Raw genomic sequence first — 15,141 nt, forward strand, 5'->3', positions numbered from 1 at the left:
CTATGAATATTGCATTTCCCTTTCAGGTTGATTATAGAGGCAGAACGGCTATCTGCGACCAGAATAAGCATATTAGAGATATGATTGAGCAGGTTCTTTTCACTTCTCCCGGTGAAAGGGTAAATCGCCCCACTTTCGGAAGTGGTTTAATGCAACTTGTATTTCAGCCAAACAGCGATCAAATGGCCGCTACTGTTCAATTTCTTGTTCAGGGAGCGTTGCAACAATGGTTGGGGAATTTGATAGAGATAAATGATGTAGATGTTCAAAATATTGATTCAACCTTATCAGTAAAAGTAGTTTACACAGTAAGGCTTACTCAGCAAACGCAGGAAGCAGCGTTTCAAAAATCAGTATAATGGCAACGCAATTTTTTTGCAAAAATATGGACCGTTGGAAAAAGGTAATGGAGAAACCAGATATCAATGGCATCGACTATCTGGAAGTTTCTTCTGATGATCAGAAAACATTGACGGTATATTTTCTGCATAATCTAATTGAGTCTCCGGTTAATAGTTCGTTTCTAAGCAAAACAAATATTTTAATAGAAGGAGGAGTAAGAGTAAAAAATATAAATGTTATAGATGCTGTACCAAACGGCAATGCACTTGTAATTACTGTTGACAAGGCAGGCGATTTTTCCGATTATACACTTAGACTTATAAATGGCGATGCCGGAACAAACAACCCGCCGTCAGGATTTGATCAACAGCTTTCCTCCATAACATTTTCTTTCAAAATTAACTGCCCTACCGATTTTGACTGCAAAACCAATACGGCTTGCCCGCCCGGTAATTTTGATGAGCCCGTAATTGATTACCTGGCAAAAGATTTTTCAAGCTTTAACAGGTTGATGTCAGACCGGTTGAGTGTGCTTGTTCCGGATTGGAAAGAACGCAATGCTGCAGACTTAGAGGTTGCTTTGATAGAACTGATGGCTTATGTGGGAGATCGTCTCAGCTATTACCAGGATGCTGTGGCTACTGAAGCCTACCTTGCTACTGCAAGGCGTCGAATATCAGTAAAACGTCACGCCCGCTTGCTTGACTACTATATGCATGACGGCTGTAATGCACGTGTTTGGGTACAGATTCAAACGGATACTGACGGCATAGTGGTAAATAAAAAAACAGCATTGCTTGCGTCTGATAACGCTTCTGAAAAGAATGTTATTACAGCAAATGAAGCACAAAAATTAATGAAAGAAACTGATGTAATCGCCTTTGAAACGATGCATGACTTAACGTTGTTTGCGTCCCATAATCAAATTTCCTTTTACACCTGGTGTGATAATAACTGTTGCTTACCAAAAGGAAGCACCTCTGCAACTTTAGTAAATCCTTATACCGGCAGTCCACTGTCCCCTCCCGAGCTTAACCTGAATTTAAATCCCGGAGATGTATTGATTTTTGAAGAAATACGAAGTCCTGAAACCGGTGAGGAGCCAGATGCAGATCCGGTGCATCGTTGTGTGGTAAGACTTAAAAAAGTAGAGCCAGACACAGATCTTTTAACAGGAGCAAATGTTTTGAATATAGAATGGTATCCGGAAGATGCACTTGCGTTCGCCTTATGTTTGAGTGCAACAAATTCAGAAGGTGAACAATTCGAGATAAGCATTGCAAGAGGAAATATTGTATTAGCGGATGAGGGTATCACACGAAATAATAAACAACTGAATCCGGCATTTTATATTGGTGATTCCATCAGGTATTACCCAAAACTAAGTGACATTAACATTACACATACTGTTAGTTACGATCACCTATCTGCTAAGGCCGAAGCAGCATCGTTAGCCCTGAAACAAGATGCTCTCAAAGCCCTGCCATCGGTATCTCTGCATTACAATTATGAAGACTGGAATGCAAAAAAGGATCTACTAAATAGCGACAAGTTTGCTACTGAATTTGTGGTAGAAACAGAATATGATGGCACTTCGTATGTAAGGTTTGGCGATAATATTATTGGAAAAAAGCCGGATATAGGATTTTCACCGGTTGCAACTTATAGGGTTGGTAATGGCTCGAATGGAAATGTAGGTGCGAATACGATCAATACGATTGTGTGGGAAAAAGGAGGAATAATCAAAGTGAGCAATCCTTTACCTGCAGTGGGAGGTACTGAGTCGGAAAGCATGGAACAAGTGAGGCAGTATGCGCCTCAGGCGTTTCGAACACAGCAAAGAGCTGTAACTGAAGCAGATTATGTAGAAAAAGCAAAGCTTCATCCTGAAGTGCAAAACGCGGCAGCCAGATTTTATTGGACGGGCAGTTGGTATACCGTGTATGTAATCATCGATCGTTTAGGAGGAAAGGAAATTGATGAAGCCTTTAAACAGGATATGATTAATTTTTTGGAACAATACAGGATGGCGGGATATGATATAGAAGTTATTTCACCCACATTTGTACCGCTAAATATTTCATTGAAGGTGTGCCTGAAGCAGGGGCGCTTTCAGGCCGATGTTAAGCAGGCGTTGTTAAAAGCTTTTGGTAATAACCTGCTAAGTGATGGAACTACCGGATTTTTCCACCCTGATAACTTTACTTTCGGACAACCCGTTTACCTAAGTGAAGTTTATGAGAGGGCAATGGCTGTTGATGGCGTTACCTCTGTGGAAATGGAAACATTCCAACGATGGGCCAAAAATCCTGATGGCGAAATTGCAGATGGCATAATCCAGCCTTCACTTCTCGAAATCATCCGCTTAGATAATGATCCAAGCCTGCCCGAAAATGGCAAGATCGATTTCACTATACTGAATGGTCTATGAACAATCAAAAAAACAGTTTGACGGATTGCAACTGTTGTGCAGAGGACGATGCTACATCAACATTATACAATCCTCCCGGATTATCAGCTTTGAACTACCGAATCGGTACACATGGTAGCTTCAAAAAGGAAATGCTCAAAGCAATTTCCGGTAATAAGGAGCTGGCAAAATTAACCACCAGGAACGACGATGATTTCGCAATTGCTTCAATTGATGCATGGGCAACAGTATTGGACATACTTAGCTTTTACCAGGAAAGAATAAGTAACGAAGGATATTTACGCACAGCCATAGAGCGGCTTTCGGTGTTATATCTCGCACGGCACATTCATTATGTACCACCGCCCGGCGTTTCTGCAGAAACGCACCTTGCTTTTTCAATGAATGAAGCACAGGGTGCTCCTCCTTCTGCAATAATACCAAAAGGAACAAAGGTTCAAAGCATTCCCAAACAGGACCAGTTACCTCAGATTTTTGAAACAGAAGAAGAAATAAATGCTAAAGTAGACTGGAATAAAATCAGCCCGCAAAGCAGGTTTTCATTTCAGCCAAAAGCGGGAGATCAAATCATTTATGTTGATGGCACGCAAACAGGCTTGCAACCAGGCGATAAAATTCTTTTTGTTAGCGCTGATCATGTTTATGATTCCAATAGTGATGACTGGGATTTTTGCTCAATCGCTGACATAAGTATTGATAAAACAAATAGCTACTCAATAATAAGTTTAGCTGCTCCAATAGGGCAAGGATCCACCTTTCCGACAACACCTGCCCCTGTTGACACACAGATCGTAATGAAGGCAATAGAGTACCCATATTTAAATTGGGCCCGAAAAACGAATTCTTACAATCAAAAAGCCACAGAAAATCTGGCATATAAAGTCAGTTTCGCAGGAACAAACGAACTGCAGATCTATAAATATTTACCGACCATAGTAAAGGCCCCGGATGAAGCCACAATTGACCCCGAAGCGCTTAAAGATAAAAGCCTGAAGGTTTATGCCATGAAGCAAAAAGCTAACCTATTTGGATATAACGCGCCCAACATAGATGTATTAATTGCCCTTTCATCACCAGACAGTAACGCGGATTCATTAAAAGAGCCGAATAGCAACCCTTCAGAGTGGAAATATTTCTCAATATCAGCCATAGCTAACGCAGAGAACAGTACAATTTTTCTTGATGCAATTTATTCAAAGATCGTCAGGGACAGTTTGCTTGTTATGATCAATCCCGGTGAAAAGGCATTGTTTAAAATAAAGACAACTGCGGAATCTTCACAAAGTAAATTTACCTTAACATCAAAGACCACCAAATTAAAACTCTCTGATGATCCGGATCATCCCCATCTTTCAAATTTCGATAACCATATCCGCGACACCTTTATTTATGCCCAGAGTGAGCAATTGCAAATGGCAAAAATAACGATCACTACCCCTTTGAATAATAATCAGATCACTTTGGAAACCCTCGCATCAGATCTCTTTAGCGGCCAAAAAATTTTTATCAACGGAAAGCGATTCAGATTGGAGATACCCATCTCCGCAGGAGAAGTTCTGTTCACACCTTCCGATCCTGATCAACCCCCAAAATATTTCCGGGAAACATCTCTTATAATCGCGCAGCAACCAATGCGGGTGAATGGCAAAATCCGGTACACTGTTATTGACGACGGAGGCTTACAAGGTACAATACAGGATGATGCTGATTTTACTGATCAACACCAATGGAAACCCAAAAATCTGGCCATCATTCCTGCCCAAAAAGACGATGACGTTTTAAATGAATTTCACACGATAAACTCAATAAATTTTTTAAGTGCTACCGATTCCGCTCAATACGGAACCCTACTTACTTTAAATGAATCAATCGCCAATTATTTTGATCTGCAAACCGTAACTATAAATGCAAATGTTGCCAGTGCCAATCATGGTGAAACGAAGCAAGAGGTTCTTGGTAACGGAAACAGTTCTCAAATATTTCAAAAGTTTCAATTAAGGCAACAGCCTCTTACATTTACTTCAGCCAACAATCCGACTGGTGCACAGACCACTTTGGAAATACGGGTAAACAATATTAAATGGAATGAAGTAGCTTCATTTTATGGCGCATCACGTAATGATAAAATTTATACAGTTACCATTGCAGATGATGGTGCAGTTACCGTTTGTTTTGGTGATGGCATTACCGGCTCACGTTTACCAACAGGTACAGGAAATGTAAAAGCAACTTACCGCACAGGAATAGGATTAAGTGGTTTAATGGATATCAATCAACTTTCGATGTTGGTAACACCACAATTGGGAGTGAATAAAGTAACCAACCCATTGGCCTCCTCTGGGGCACAGGATGCTGAAACAATGGACAGCGCCCGGCAAAATGCACCACTTACGGTACTAACGCTCGACAGAATCGTTTCGGTTGCAGATTTCCAAAACTTCACCCGTGCTTTCGCAGGTATTGGTAAAGCAAGAGCAGACGTAATGTGGAATGGTGAACAGGAAATTATAAATATTACAGCGGCCTTACCAGATGGAAAGCCAATTCAATCTTCTGATAAAGTATATGATGACTTGTTAAAGGCCTTAAAAGATTATGGACATACCAGTGCAACCATAAATGTGACGGGATTTCACCTGTCGCCTTTTACAATTGATGTTGCAGTAGCCGTTAATAAAGATTATGAATTTGAAAAGGTTAAGCAAAGTGTCGCTGCTTCTCTATTCCAGGCATTTTCTTTTAATAATATGAATTTTGGCCAGGATGTTACCTCTGCCCAGATCATAAATGTTATTCAACAGGTTGAGGGCGTCATATATGTTCAGCTTATGCAATTAAATAATCTGGATCCATTTTCTAATGACAGATTGTTTTCTCCAGTTCCAGCAATGAACAATGATGGCACCATTCAACCGGCAGAATTACTTGTAATTGATATCAACAATAGCACCATCACACAACTTTAATGAGCTTTACAGAAAAAAATATCTATGAACTGCTTCCCGCTTATTACCGGGCAAAAGATGCTGAGCAAGGCCGGCCTTTACAAGCTCTGATAAATATAATCGCCGAAAGAGCTGTTGCTCTGGAAAATAATATTGAGCAACTGTATGACAATTGGTTTATTGAGACGTGTGAAGACTGGGTTATTCCGTACATAGCTGACTTGCTGGGTGTACAAAATTTTACACCAATCAAAGGCTCTTCTGCTGTCAGTCAGCGCGGATTTGTAGCCAATACCTTGGCATACAGAAGAAGAAAAGGCATTGCTCCGGTGCTTGAACAATTAGCAAATGACATATCAGGATGGAATGCCCATGTTGCTGAATTCTTTCAGTTGCTGGCAACCACACAATACATGAATCACATCCGGCTTGACCACCCTGCAACCGCCGACCTGCGCTTAATGAATAAACTGGATTTATTGGGTTCTTCATTTGATACCATTGCTCATGCGGCTGATGTGAGGCATGTATCAAATGGCCGGGGTAAATATAATATTCCGAATATTGGCTTGTTCATCTGGCGGATTCAGAGCTATAAAGTCATGATGGCGGATGCACGTATGCTTCCATGTTTAGCCAGCCCTCCCTCAACAAATAGCTTTTATTTTACTTTCAATCCATTAGGCTATGATACACAATTGTTCAATAATCCTAATACGGAAACGGCTATCATACATATTTCAGAAGAGATCAACCTTCCGGTATTATTAAGAAGTCGTGCGCTCTACGATGAGTTAGATGCAAGGAGGCGTGCCATTGTAGATGGAGTCACGTTTACTCCTGTTTTTTTTGGTGATGCGCCTGTATTTCAGATCTACGCTAATGAAAACACCTTGCCTGTACCTCCTCAGGAGATTCTTATTTGCGATCTTGAAAAATGTTGTATCCCGCCCAAATCCATCAGCTATCAGTCCGCAAATACGGGGTTAAAACAGTCTATGCCAATCAGTGTCGCCGTTGACCCGGTGAAGGGCAGGTTTGTTTTTACTGATCCTTCCATCACAAAGGCCCGGGTAAACTACTCCTATGGGTTTAGTGCAGATGTTGGCAGCGGAAGCTATGACCGTCAGGATGCCATACCCGAAAATTTTCGTTTTTCAAACCACAGCCCGAAAGATATTTGGCAGGTGGGTGTAAGTAAAACAATAAAAAGTATTGGGTCAGAAAAGATATACACAACCATTGCGCAGGCAGTAAACGACTGGAATAACGGTACACAACGGCTTGGGATCATTTCCATCATGGATAGTAAAACTTATGACAACGAAGTTCTAAACATTCAAATGGGTAAGAACAGGCAGTTGCTTATCATTTCCGCAGACTGGCCGGCAATTCCCGATGAAAATATTGCGGGAGTATCATTGAGAATACCTGGAATTTTGTCTGCAAACAGACTGCAACCTTTGATCGCTGGCAATATTTCAATTGATCCAGCATTAAGCCCCTCTGATTTTGAAACACAGCAGGGCGGTCAAATAACACTGAATGGCCTCTTAATTAGTGGAAAAATAAAAATCACAGAAGGAAACCTTCAATCTTTAAATATCAGCAACTGTAGCTTGGTGCCGGCAAGCAACGGCGTTGATGCAGGCTTTGATACAACGAATGTACGCTCCAACCAATGGCTCAAGATCAACATACAAAAAAGCATTTGCGGTCCTGTGAACCTCAATAATACAGAATTTGAGTTATTAAGCATTGACGATTCCATAATAGGAAACGGAAGTGATTATGCATTGCTGTCGATGAATGCTGCCTTGCAATTAAATAGAACAACTGTATTTGGAAAAGTGATATCTAAGACTATTTCAGCGGATAACTGCATATTTAATGATCTTATTAAGATAGAAAGAAAGCAAACCGGTTGCATTCGCTTTAGCTTTGTTCCGTTTGTAGATCCAAATACACTTCCTGAAACACCACGTCGCTTTCGTTGCCAACCAGAATTAGAAATAAATACTCAGGTAGCTATCGCAAAAAAAGACGGCGCATCACCAGCCGAACTAAGCAAAATCAGAAAACAAATATTCCAGTCTGTAGTACCTGCTTTTGTTTCTACAAATTATGGCCATTACGCTTATGCGCAATTAAGCACCAATTGTCCTTCGCAAATCAGTGCCGGTGCCGATGATGGTGCGGAAATGGGCGCCTTTCATTTACTCATGCAACCACAGAGAAAAGCAAATCTTTTAACGGCTCTTGACGAATACCTGAGAGTTGGCCTCGAATCAGGACTGTTTTATGTTACCTGAACACATGTTCCTTCACTTTTAATTCCCCCATTTTTTATGAAAGGCGATTTTTCAAAATTTAAATCTCCTCAGCAAATTGCCAGGGAGCATTTCCTGAATGTTTTTCAGCAACAGGGCAGGGTAAGCCTTGATCAGGATTGGAATGAACAGTCTGAGATAAACAGATATAGAAATGAAACTTCTCTTACTGATGTTATCGGTAAAAGCGGAGCACCTGTTGACAATGCAGGTTTTAAAATTGAAGCTGCTCCTACAACTTCACCACCATCGTCTCCGGTCGACGACGGCGTAACGATTTCTAAAGGTCGCTTTTATGTAAATGGTATTTTGTGTGAGAATAATGAGGAGAGTTTACTGTTTCAAAATCAAAAGGATTTTCCGTCAGCATCTCTACCAACTACGGAAGGCAATTATCTATTTTATCTTGATGTTTGGCTCAGGCATGTAACCGCGGTTGAGGAAAATAGTTTACGTGAAGTAGCTCTTGGAGGGCCGGATACCACTACAAGAACGAAAGTGATCTGGCAGGTAAAGGCTGCCCAACTCACTGCCCCCGCTTCACCTCCTGATTGCTCAAGTGCTAATTTACCAGATGAAGCCAATCTTAACTCTGGTACGCTTAGCGCAAGGTCACAATTAACTCAGGACCCGGCTAATCCCTGCGGCATTACTGCAAGCGGTGGTTACCGCCGCTTACAAAATCAGTTGTACCGGGTGGAAATTCATAAGGGCGGAGACCTTAGCAAAGCAACCTTCAAATGGTCGAGAGATAATGGATCAGTCATAACAAAATTCCTCGATTATGACCTCATAACTCCCGGAGAATTAAAGGTGAGCAGTATGGGTAAAGACGAGTTACTGAGTTTTCATTCCGGCGATTGGATTGAAATTGTTGATGACACAACAGAACTTCTGAATACAACGGGGATACTTGCACAAATTTCAAAACCACCTAAAAACAATATAATCACTATCGATACCGCCTCAATAATCTTTCCTGAAAGTTCTATATCAACAATTTCTTTTGACCCCGGAAAAAATCCCAGGATAAGGAAATGGGATTCCCAGGGAGAATTACCTACACTTATCAATGCGAACAACGGATGGGTTGAGCTTGAAGATGGCGTTGAGGTGTCTTTTGCCGGCCAGTTCTTTAATGCAGGTGATTATTGGCTCATACCTGCACGTACTGCAATAGCTGATGTGGAATGGGAGAAAGATAACAACAATAATCCGTTACAGCTCCCACCGTTTGGAATTGAGCATCACTATGCAAAATTAGCCATAGCAAATTTTAGTACAACAACAGGATGGTCAATCACTAGCGATTGTCGCAACTTATTTCCTCATCTAACAGAATTGATTTCTCTTTATTATGTTGGAGGCGACGGGCAAGAGGCAATGCCGGGTAAGGCATTACCTGACACTTTAAAGGTGGGTGTTGCAAATGGCGGCAGAATTGTGAGCGGAGCCACCGTAAAGTTTGAAATAGTTGCCGGAGGTGGAACTTTAAATCCGGCAAACGGCATTGTAAACACTGGCCCGGACGGCATTGCTGCCTGTGGATGGACATTAGGAACTGATTCTTCAAATCTTCTTTTGCAGGTCAGAGCAAGATTACAGGCTGATGGAGATGTGGTGCAACCAGATCATTTGTATGTAACCTTTAATGCAAGTTTTAATATTGCCGGAAACGTAGCTTACGATGGCGGTGATTGCAATAACTGGGCAGGGGATAAGCCTTCAAATGTTGCCGACGCTCTAACGGCCTTGTGTAAGCGAACCAGCGGTGGTTCTGATACCAGAAGGTGTTGTTTCACTGTTGGAGATGGAGGCGATTTTAAAACTGTTATGGATGCATTAAACAAACTCAGGGAGCAGCCGCAACTATGTATTTGCCTTTTACCGGGCTTTCATGATGTAACTGATATTGATTTTGTTGCCAAAGAGATGAATTTGCTGAAAATAACAGGTTGTGATGCTTCCATCCGCATGCGTGAAAAGAGGTTGTCTCTTTTAGCAAAAAAAATTGTACTTCATGGAATTAATGTGATAGCTGATCCTGATAATCCCAACGCAAGGATTTTTCTATCCTCAACTGAAGTAAGTGTTGACCAATGCAACTTCACCAGTCTTGATAATGAATTATACTTAAAAGAATGCTTTATTCAAATCATTCCCATCATTGAAAATGATACTAAAACCTGCAACGTGCAATGGAATGAAAACAAGATAAACGTTGGTAATAAGGCTGAGGGCATTGCCATCGGGATAAGTCAGGGCATAAATGGATGGATCACAAGAAATACAATTCGGGGAGCGATGGTGCTGGGTTATAAGGACGGCGATAATAATGTTGGCTGGAATAATGACTTTAGTTTACAAATAAGTGCAATGCTGAGAAATAATGAAATAAATCCTACAGGTCAAATGAATATTCAGGGAAACGTATTAAGCAATATAATGACCAATTCTGCAACTACTATAAATAATAAAACAACTTATAATTCTCTTATTATATCCGAAAATTTATTTGGGAAAGTTATTTCACATTCACCAGATGGAATCGGAAATAATTTTCTTGCTGCATTGATAAACTTTATCAACAACCAGTTCGTATTTAAAGAAGTAAGAAATATTGTTCCAGTAGTTGGTCTAAGAGGAATAGTCGTAGGAAATATTGCGGTAAATGATAACACGCAGATTCGTTTATTTCTCAATGCAAACATAGGGAAACCTGATCCTGCGTTGAATCTTGCTCCTGTATCATAAATTCAAGTATCCCGACGCTTTCAAATAGATAATGGATACCAACCCACTGATATCGTGTATTATTCCTACCTATCTGCAACCCACGGATATACTTGTGACAAAAATACCCCATCAGTATAGAGAATTGAGTCCCAATTTTGTTTCCTTTTAAATGCAATGACTTTTTTTTCATGAAACAACTTACTCCTCCTCTCATTTCCTGCATCATGCCTACTTATAATCGGCGGACGTTTATACCAAATGCTATACGTTACTTTTTGAGGCAAGATTATCCCAATAAAGAATTAATTATTCTGGATGATGGTACAGACACGATTCTCGATTTAATACCGGATGATAAAGAAATAAAATACATAAAACTCAGTAAAAAAATTACTTTAGGAGAGAAACGAAACATAGGTGTCTCTGAAAGCGAAGGCGATTTGATAATGCATTGGGATGACGATGATTGGTACTCAGCCTCGCGTATGGAATATCAAGTGAAAACCTTGCTGACAGAAGAAACAAGTATTTGCGGAATAAACGATTTACTCTATTTTGATTTGATTAAAAAAAAGGCCTACAGATATGTATATCCATTGGGGCGCAAAATTTGGCTTGCGGGAAGTTCAATGTGCTATAGAAAAGAGATTTGGCAGAAGAATAAATTTGATGAAATTAATATTGGTGAGGATGGTACATTTATTTGGAAAATATCCAAGGATGAAATTACAGTTCTTTCGGAGTTTAAGTCTGAAGTCCACATGATTCATAGAAACAATGTCAGCCCCAAAAGAACTAATGGAAGTTGGTGGCATCCTATTTCGGTCGATGAAATTCAGGAGACACTTGGAAGTGATTGGGACTTGTATAATAATTACTTAGTTTAATCAACACTACTTTAGGTACTCATTACCTTTAATTTTCTTCAAAAATCAAAACTTTACGTTTAAGTGTATTCAAGTAAAAATATTTTAATAGGAATTTACTGCCCACCTTTTGCAACTACAAGCGATCTCATAAATACGATCAATACTATACAACTTTCGGTCGGAAGTCTTAATTTACGAATTATTGTTCTTGCAGACAACAGTAAAGGAATAAATATAAATAAGATTGAGTATGACCACGTAATCACAAACGATGTTTATAAAGGCAAAGCATTTTGTTTTAATCAATTGATAACATACGAAGGTGCTCATTTTTTTGCTTTTATTGAGGCGGGGCTCTTATTAGGTCCTCATTGTCTTTCTCTTTTGACAAGTGCTCTCGAACGGAGTGAAGAATTTGGATTGGCAGGCCCTTCTACCAATCGCTGTTGGAATGAACAGGCGTCGTTGCCGCAGCCTTACCAGAGTTTTAATTATAGAGAGATTTCGGAAATTACTAAGGAAGTTTTTAAAGAAGAATTTCGTGAACTAATTCCCTTGCATAGTCTTTCCGATTTCTGTTATATTGTAAAAGGAGAAGTGATTGAAACGATTGGATGTGCGGATGAAGCTTATGGGCTCGGAAGTTGCTGGGAAATGGACTTTAATGTAAGAGCTTCGAGATCAGGTTTCAAGGGTATGTGGATAAAAGGGGCTTTTGCAGAACGCACGCTAAACTGGCCTTATGAAGACATGCTATTCAATAAGCAGCTATATCAAAATCGGTTCTGTGCATTGCAACAAAAATCCGGAGTTGAATACAGGCAACATTGTCTTGGCGACTCTTGCAATAATTTTGCCTTAACTCAATTTACCAAGCTAAAAATAAATTCCGTGATAGACCGGAAAAAATTATGGCAAAAAGATTTTTCAACTCATGTTCCTTTGATAAGTTGTATAATGCCGACAACAAAGAGACCAGAATTTTTTCGACAGGCTATCAAATTTTTTGAACAGCAAGATTACCCGAAAAAGGAACTAATTGTTGTATACAATCAGGATTCTGACATTCCTGAAAGCACAGTGTTACCTTCGAATGTAAGCTTGATAAAATCTCATGCAATAAGTATCGGAGAAAAAAGAAATGAAGGTTGTGATAATGCAAATGGAATTATAGTAGCCCAGTGGGATGATGACGATATTTACGCCTATAACAGGCTTTCTTGCCAGGTGTCTCCTATATTAGAAGGAGAATGTGAAATTACCGGTCTTAATAATTTTACATTTTATGAAATCGCTACGAATAAATATTGGATTTGTTCAGAAGAATTATTCAAAACTCTTTTCGTCGAAAATGTTGCCAGCGGAACACTTGTTTTTTTAAAAAGTATATGGCAAAATTACGCCGTTTATCCATCAATTTCGTTAAGAGAAGATTCTGAATTCTTAGTTGCTGCGATCAAAAAGGCAGCCCGCCTTAAAAGAATTAATGGTAAAAATCTTTTCAGTTATTGCCGTCATTCTCATAATACCTGGCGATTCAATGCCGGTGCACATGTAAACAAGAATGAATGGACAGTATATTCATCTGAACCAGTGGCAGTTCTTGAGATGGAACATAGATTTTGTTGAAATAAAAAATGGTAAGTAATGAGTTCTCTTACAGTCGACCCTTTTGTTTTGGTAGACAATCTATCGATGAATGATTTGCAGTTATCTGAAATAGAATCAGGTTATAAATTAGAACTGTCTCTAATAGAGCCGCAAAAGATAATAAGATGTTTTTCCGACTATTTTAGGCTTAACGCCCAATTGATTCCAAAAATAATACATCAGGTATGGATAGGACCTTACAAGCCACCCTGGAAATGGATAAACAGCTTTAAAATAAATTTTAAGAATCAATTTCCTGATTGGGATTATAAATTATGGCGGGAAGAAGATATCTCCCATTTAAAAATGACAAATCAGAAGCTATATCAACAAGAGGGTGTTTTTGCTGGCAAAACAGATATTTTGCGCTACGAGTTACTATACCAGTTTGGCGGAATGTATATAGACGCGGATTCGGAGTGGTTAAATAACAAACCGCTTAGCGAACTCATACTCCAAACGAATGAATTAGGAGTTTTTGCAGGTCAGGAGGACGAAGTTATGCTTGCTGCTGGGGTTATAGGATCATCAAAAAAAAATCCAATTATTTACCTGCTAATAAAGCTCCTTACACTTACTTTCTTTAAGACAAGGATTGAAAAACAATATCCTACTTGGATCGCATTGGGACCACGCTTCTTTTCCGAAGTGATTAAATATTTCGAAATCACCAAATTTCCGAAACACTTTTTTTACCCAGTTTCGTGGCGGCAGAATAATCTTTTAGTTGACACCTCACAATTTCCCGAAAGTTATATGATGCAGTATGGATATACTTCAAATGATTTGCATAAATATTTGTAATTGGACATATGAAATTCTATATATCGCAAATCTTCAACTTTGTATTTACCTATTGTTATAGTTCTAATAAATTCTTAATTCTTTTTGTTACTTCATTTTTGAACCAAGGAAAATATGCATCCCTTTTTACTCAGATTGAAACACTTTTTGTTCAGACTCCTTACAAATTTCCCTCCTAATACTTTCTTTTTCAAGACTGCCTTTTAGTTCATTGAATTATGTGGTTTTTTATTCAAACACCAATCCATATCTAATTGGATTCTTTTCACATAAGGGCTACTCAGATTTCCATTTTCAACAAATTTATTTTTCAAAAAAATGCTATTAGGTTTCGTGTAAATAGAGCTTGCCCTTTATTGGAATCCCGGTTTTATTTCCTTCTCCATCATCCATCCGATAAGTCAATCCTTTATTCTGGTAATGCCTTGAATTTTTTTACATTAGTGGGTAGTAAGATTATTTAATTTTACCATTGCATTCAGAGCTGACAGGTAAGTAAATTTGTATTGCAAATTACTTTCATTAATACATTTGAGATTGACGTTTCGTTTTTGTTTTGCAGCACCTACTTGTTTAGGCGTTTACAGGATGAAGATTCAAGATATTTGTTTGTTTACTGCTTTCAGCTTTTAGCAAACCATTCCATTTCAATTTGCCTTCTCGCTTTTCGTGACTGGTTTTTCCCGGGTTATGCATTGAGATTCTGTTGCGATCGCTTTTCATATTTGTGGTTATAATATGAATGTTGGAATGACCGCATCACCATGTCAATAAATAATAAAAGGCTGATTACAAAGGCCAATTCTTTGCATCGATTCCTTAGGATTGTTTCTAATTTTTGAGTATTTATATTGTCTGTGCTTTTTGAATATTTTTGCTTGTTTTTCTCATTTATTTCCCTTACTTTTTTATAAGAATCTCCTTGTTTTTTTCATTCAAATTGTCCAGTGCTTATCTAAGAAATTTCATCGAAAGTGTGTCGTCTTTTAACTGTCGATTGAAATTTTTTCCGATGGGATTTAATTCACTTCTGA

General features: G+C 39.0%; 8 protein-coding genes. All 8 read left to right on the forward strand.

Translation table 11 applies throughout. The features are described from left to right. Positions 1 to 2 precede the first annotated feature (2 nt). Positions 3 to 359: a GPW/gp25 family protein gene (locus EFY79_RS00630; protein WP_123118732.1), complete on the forward strand. Its 357-nt coding sequence runs from the start codon at positions 3 to 5 to the stop codon at positions 357 to 359. Continuing rightward, positions 359 to 2,773, forward strand: a complete 2,415-nt coding sequence (locus tag EFY79_RS00635; RefSeq protein ID WP_123118733.1) for a putative baseplate assembly protein — start codon at positions 359 to 361, stop codon at positions 2,771 to 2,773. Before EFY79_RS00630 ends, EFY79_RS00635 begins: the two co-directional genes overlap by 1 nt. Next, positions 2,770 to 5,739 carry a putative baseplate assembly protein gene (locus EFY79_RS00640; RefSeq protein ID WP_123118734.1) on the forward strand — a complete coding sequence of 990 codons (2,970 nt, stop codon included), beginning with the start codon at positions 2,770 to 2,772 and terminating at the stop codon, positions 5,737 to 5,739. The genes EFY79_RS00635 and EFY79_RS00640 overlap by 4 nt, the downstream gene beginning before the upstream one ends. Continuing rightward, positions 5,739 to 8,030, forward strand: a complete 2,292-nt coding sequence (locus EFY79_RS00645) for a hypothetical protein (RefSeq protein ID WP_123118735.1) — start codon at positions 5,739 to 5,741, stop codon at positions 8,028 to 8,030. Before EFY79_RS00640 ends, EFY79_RS00645 begins: the two co-directional genes overlap by 1 nt. A gap of 36 nt (positions 8,031 to 8,066) precedes the next feature. Then, a complete protein-coding gene (locus EFY79_RS00650; protein WP_123118736.1) occupies positions 8,067 to 10,802 on the forward strand; it encodes a DUF6519 domain-containing protein in 2,736 nt (911 codons plus the stop codon). A gap of 170 nt (positions 10,803 to 10,972) precedes the next feature. Next, entirely contained in the window at positions 10,973 to 11,671 is a 699-nt protein-coding gene (locus EFY79_RS00655; RefSeq protein WP_123118737.1) for a glycosyltransferase family 2 protein, read from the forward strand. Positions 11,672 to 11,734: 63 nt separating this feature from the next. Beyond that, a complete protein-coding gene (locus EFY79_RS00660) occupies positions 11,735 to 13,282 on the forward strand; it encodes a glycosyltransferase family A protein (protein ID WP_123118738.1) in 1,548 nt (515 codons plus the stop codon). Positions 13,283 to 13,300: 18 nt separating this feature from the next. Next, a complete protein-coding gene (locus EFY79_RS00665; protein WP_123118739.1) occupies positions 13,301 to 14,107 on the forward strand; it encodes a glycosyltransferase family 32 protein in 807 nt (268 codons plus the stop codon). Positions 14,108 to 15,141 lie beyond the last annotated feature (1,034 nt).

Origin of the sequence: Hanamia caeni, assembly GCF_003721595.1 — a bacterium.
GTDB classification, from domain to species: domain Bacteria; phylum Bacteroidota; class Bacteroidia; order Chitinophagales; family Chitinophagaceae; genus Ginsengibacter; species Ginsengibacter caeni.

Excerpts from the sequence above, each read along its gene's own strand:
- EFY79_RS00630 (WP_123118732.1), top strand. The coding sequence starts at position 3 with ATGAATATTGCATTTCCCTTTCAGGTTGATTATAGAGGCAGAACGGCT.
- EFY79_RS00635 (WP_123118733.1), top strand. The coding sequence starts at position 359 with ATGGCAACGCAATTTTTTTGCAAAAATATGGACCGTTGGAAAAAGGTA.
- EFY79_RS00640 (WP_123118734.1), top strand. The coding sequence starts at position 2,770 with ATGAACAATCAAAAAAACAGTTTGACGGATTGCAACTGTTGTGCAGAG.
- EFY79_RS00645 (WP_123118735.1), top strand. The coding sequence starts at position 5,739 with ATGAGCTTTACAGAAAAAAATATCTATGAACTGCTTCCCGCTTATTAC.
- EFY79_RS00650 (WP_123118736.1), top strand. The coding sequence starts at position 8,067 with ATGAAAGGCGATTTTTCAAAATTTAAATCTCCTCAGCAAATTGCCAGG.
- EFY79_RS00655 (WP_123118737.1), top strand. The coding sequence starts at position 10,973 with ATGAAACAACTTACTCCTCCTCTCATTTCCTGCATCATGCCTACTTAT.
- EFY79_RS00665 (WP_123118739.1), top strand. The coding sequence starts at position 13,301 with ATGAGTTCTCTTACAGTCGACCCTTTTGTTTTGGTAGACAATCTATCG.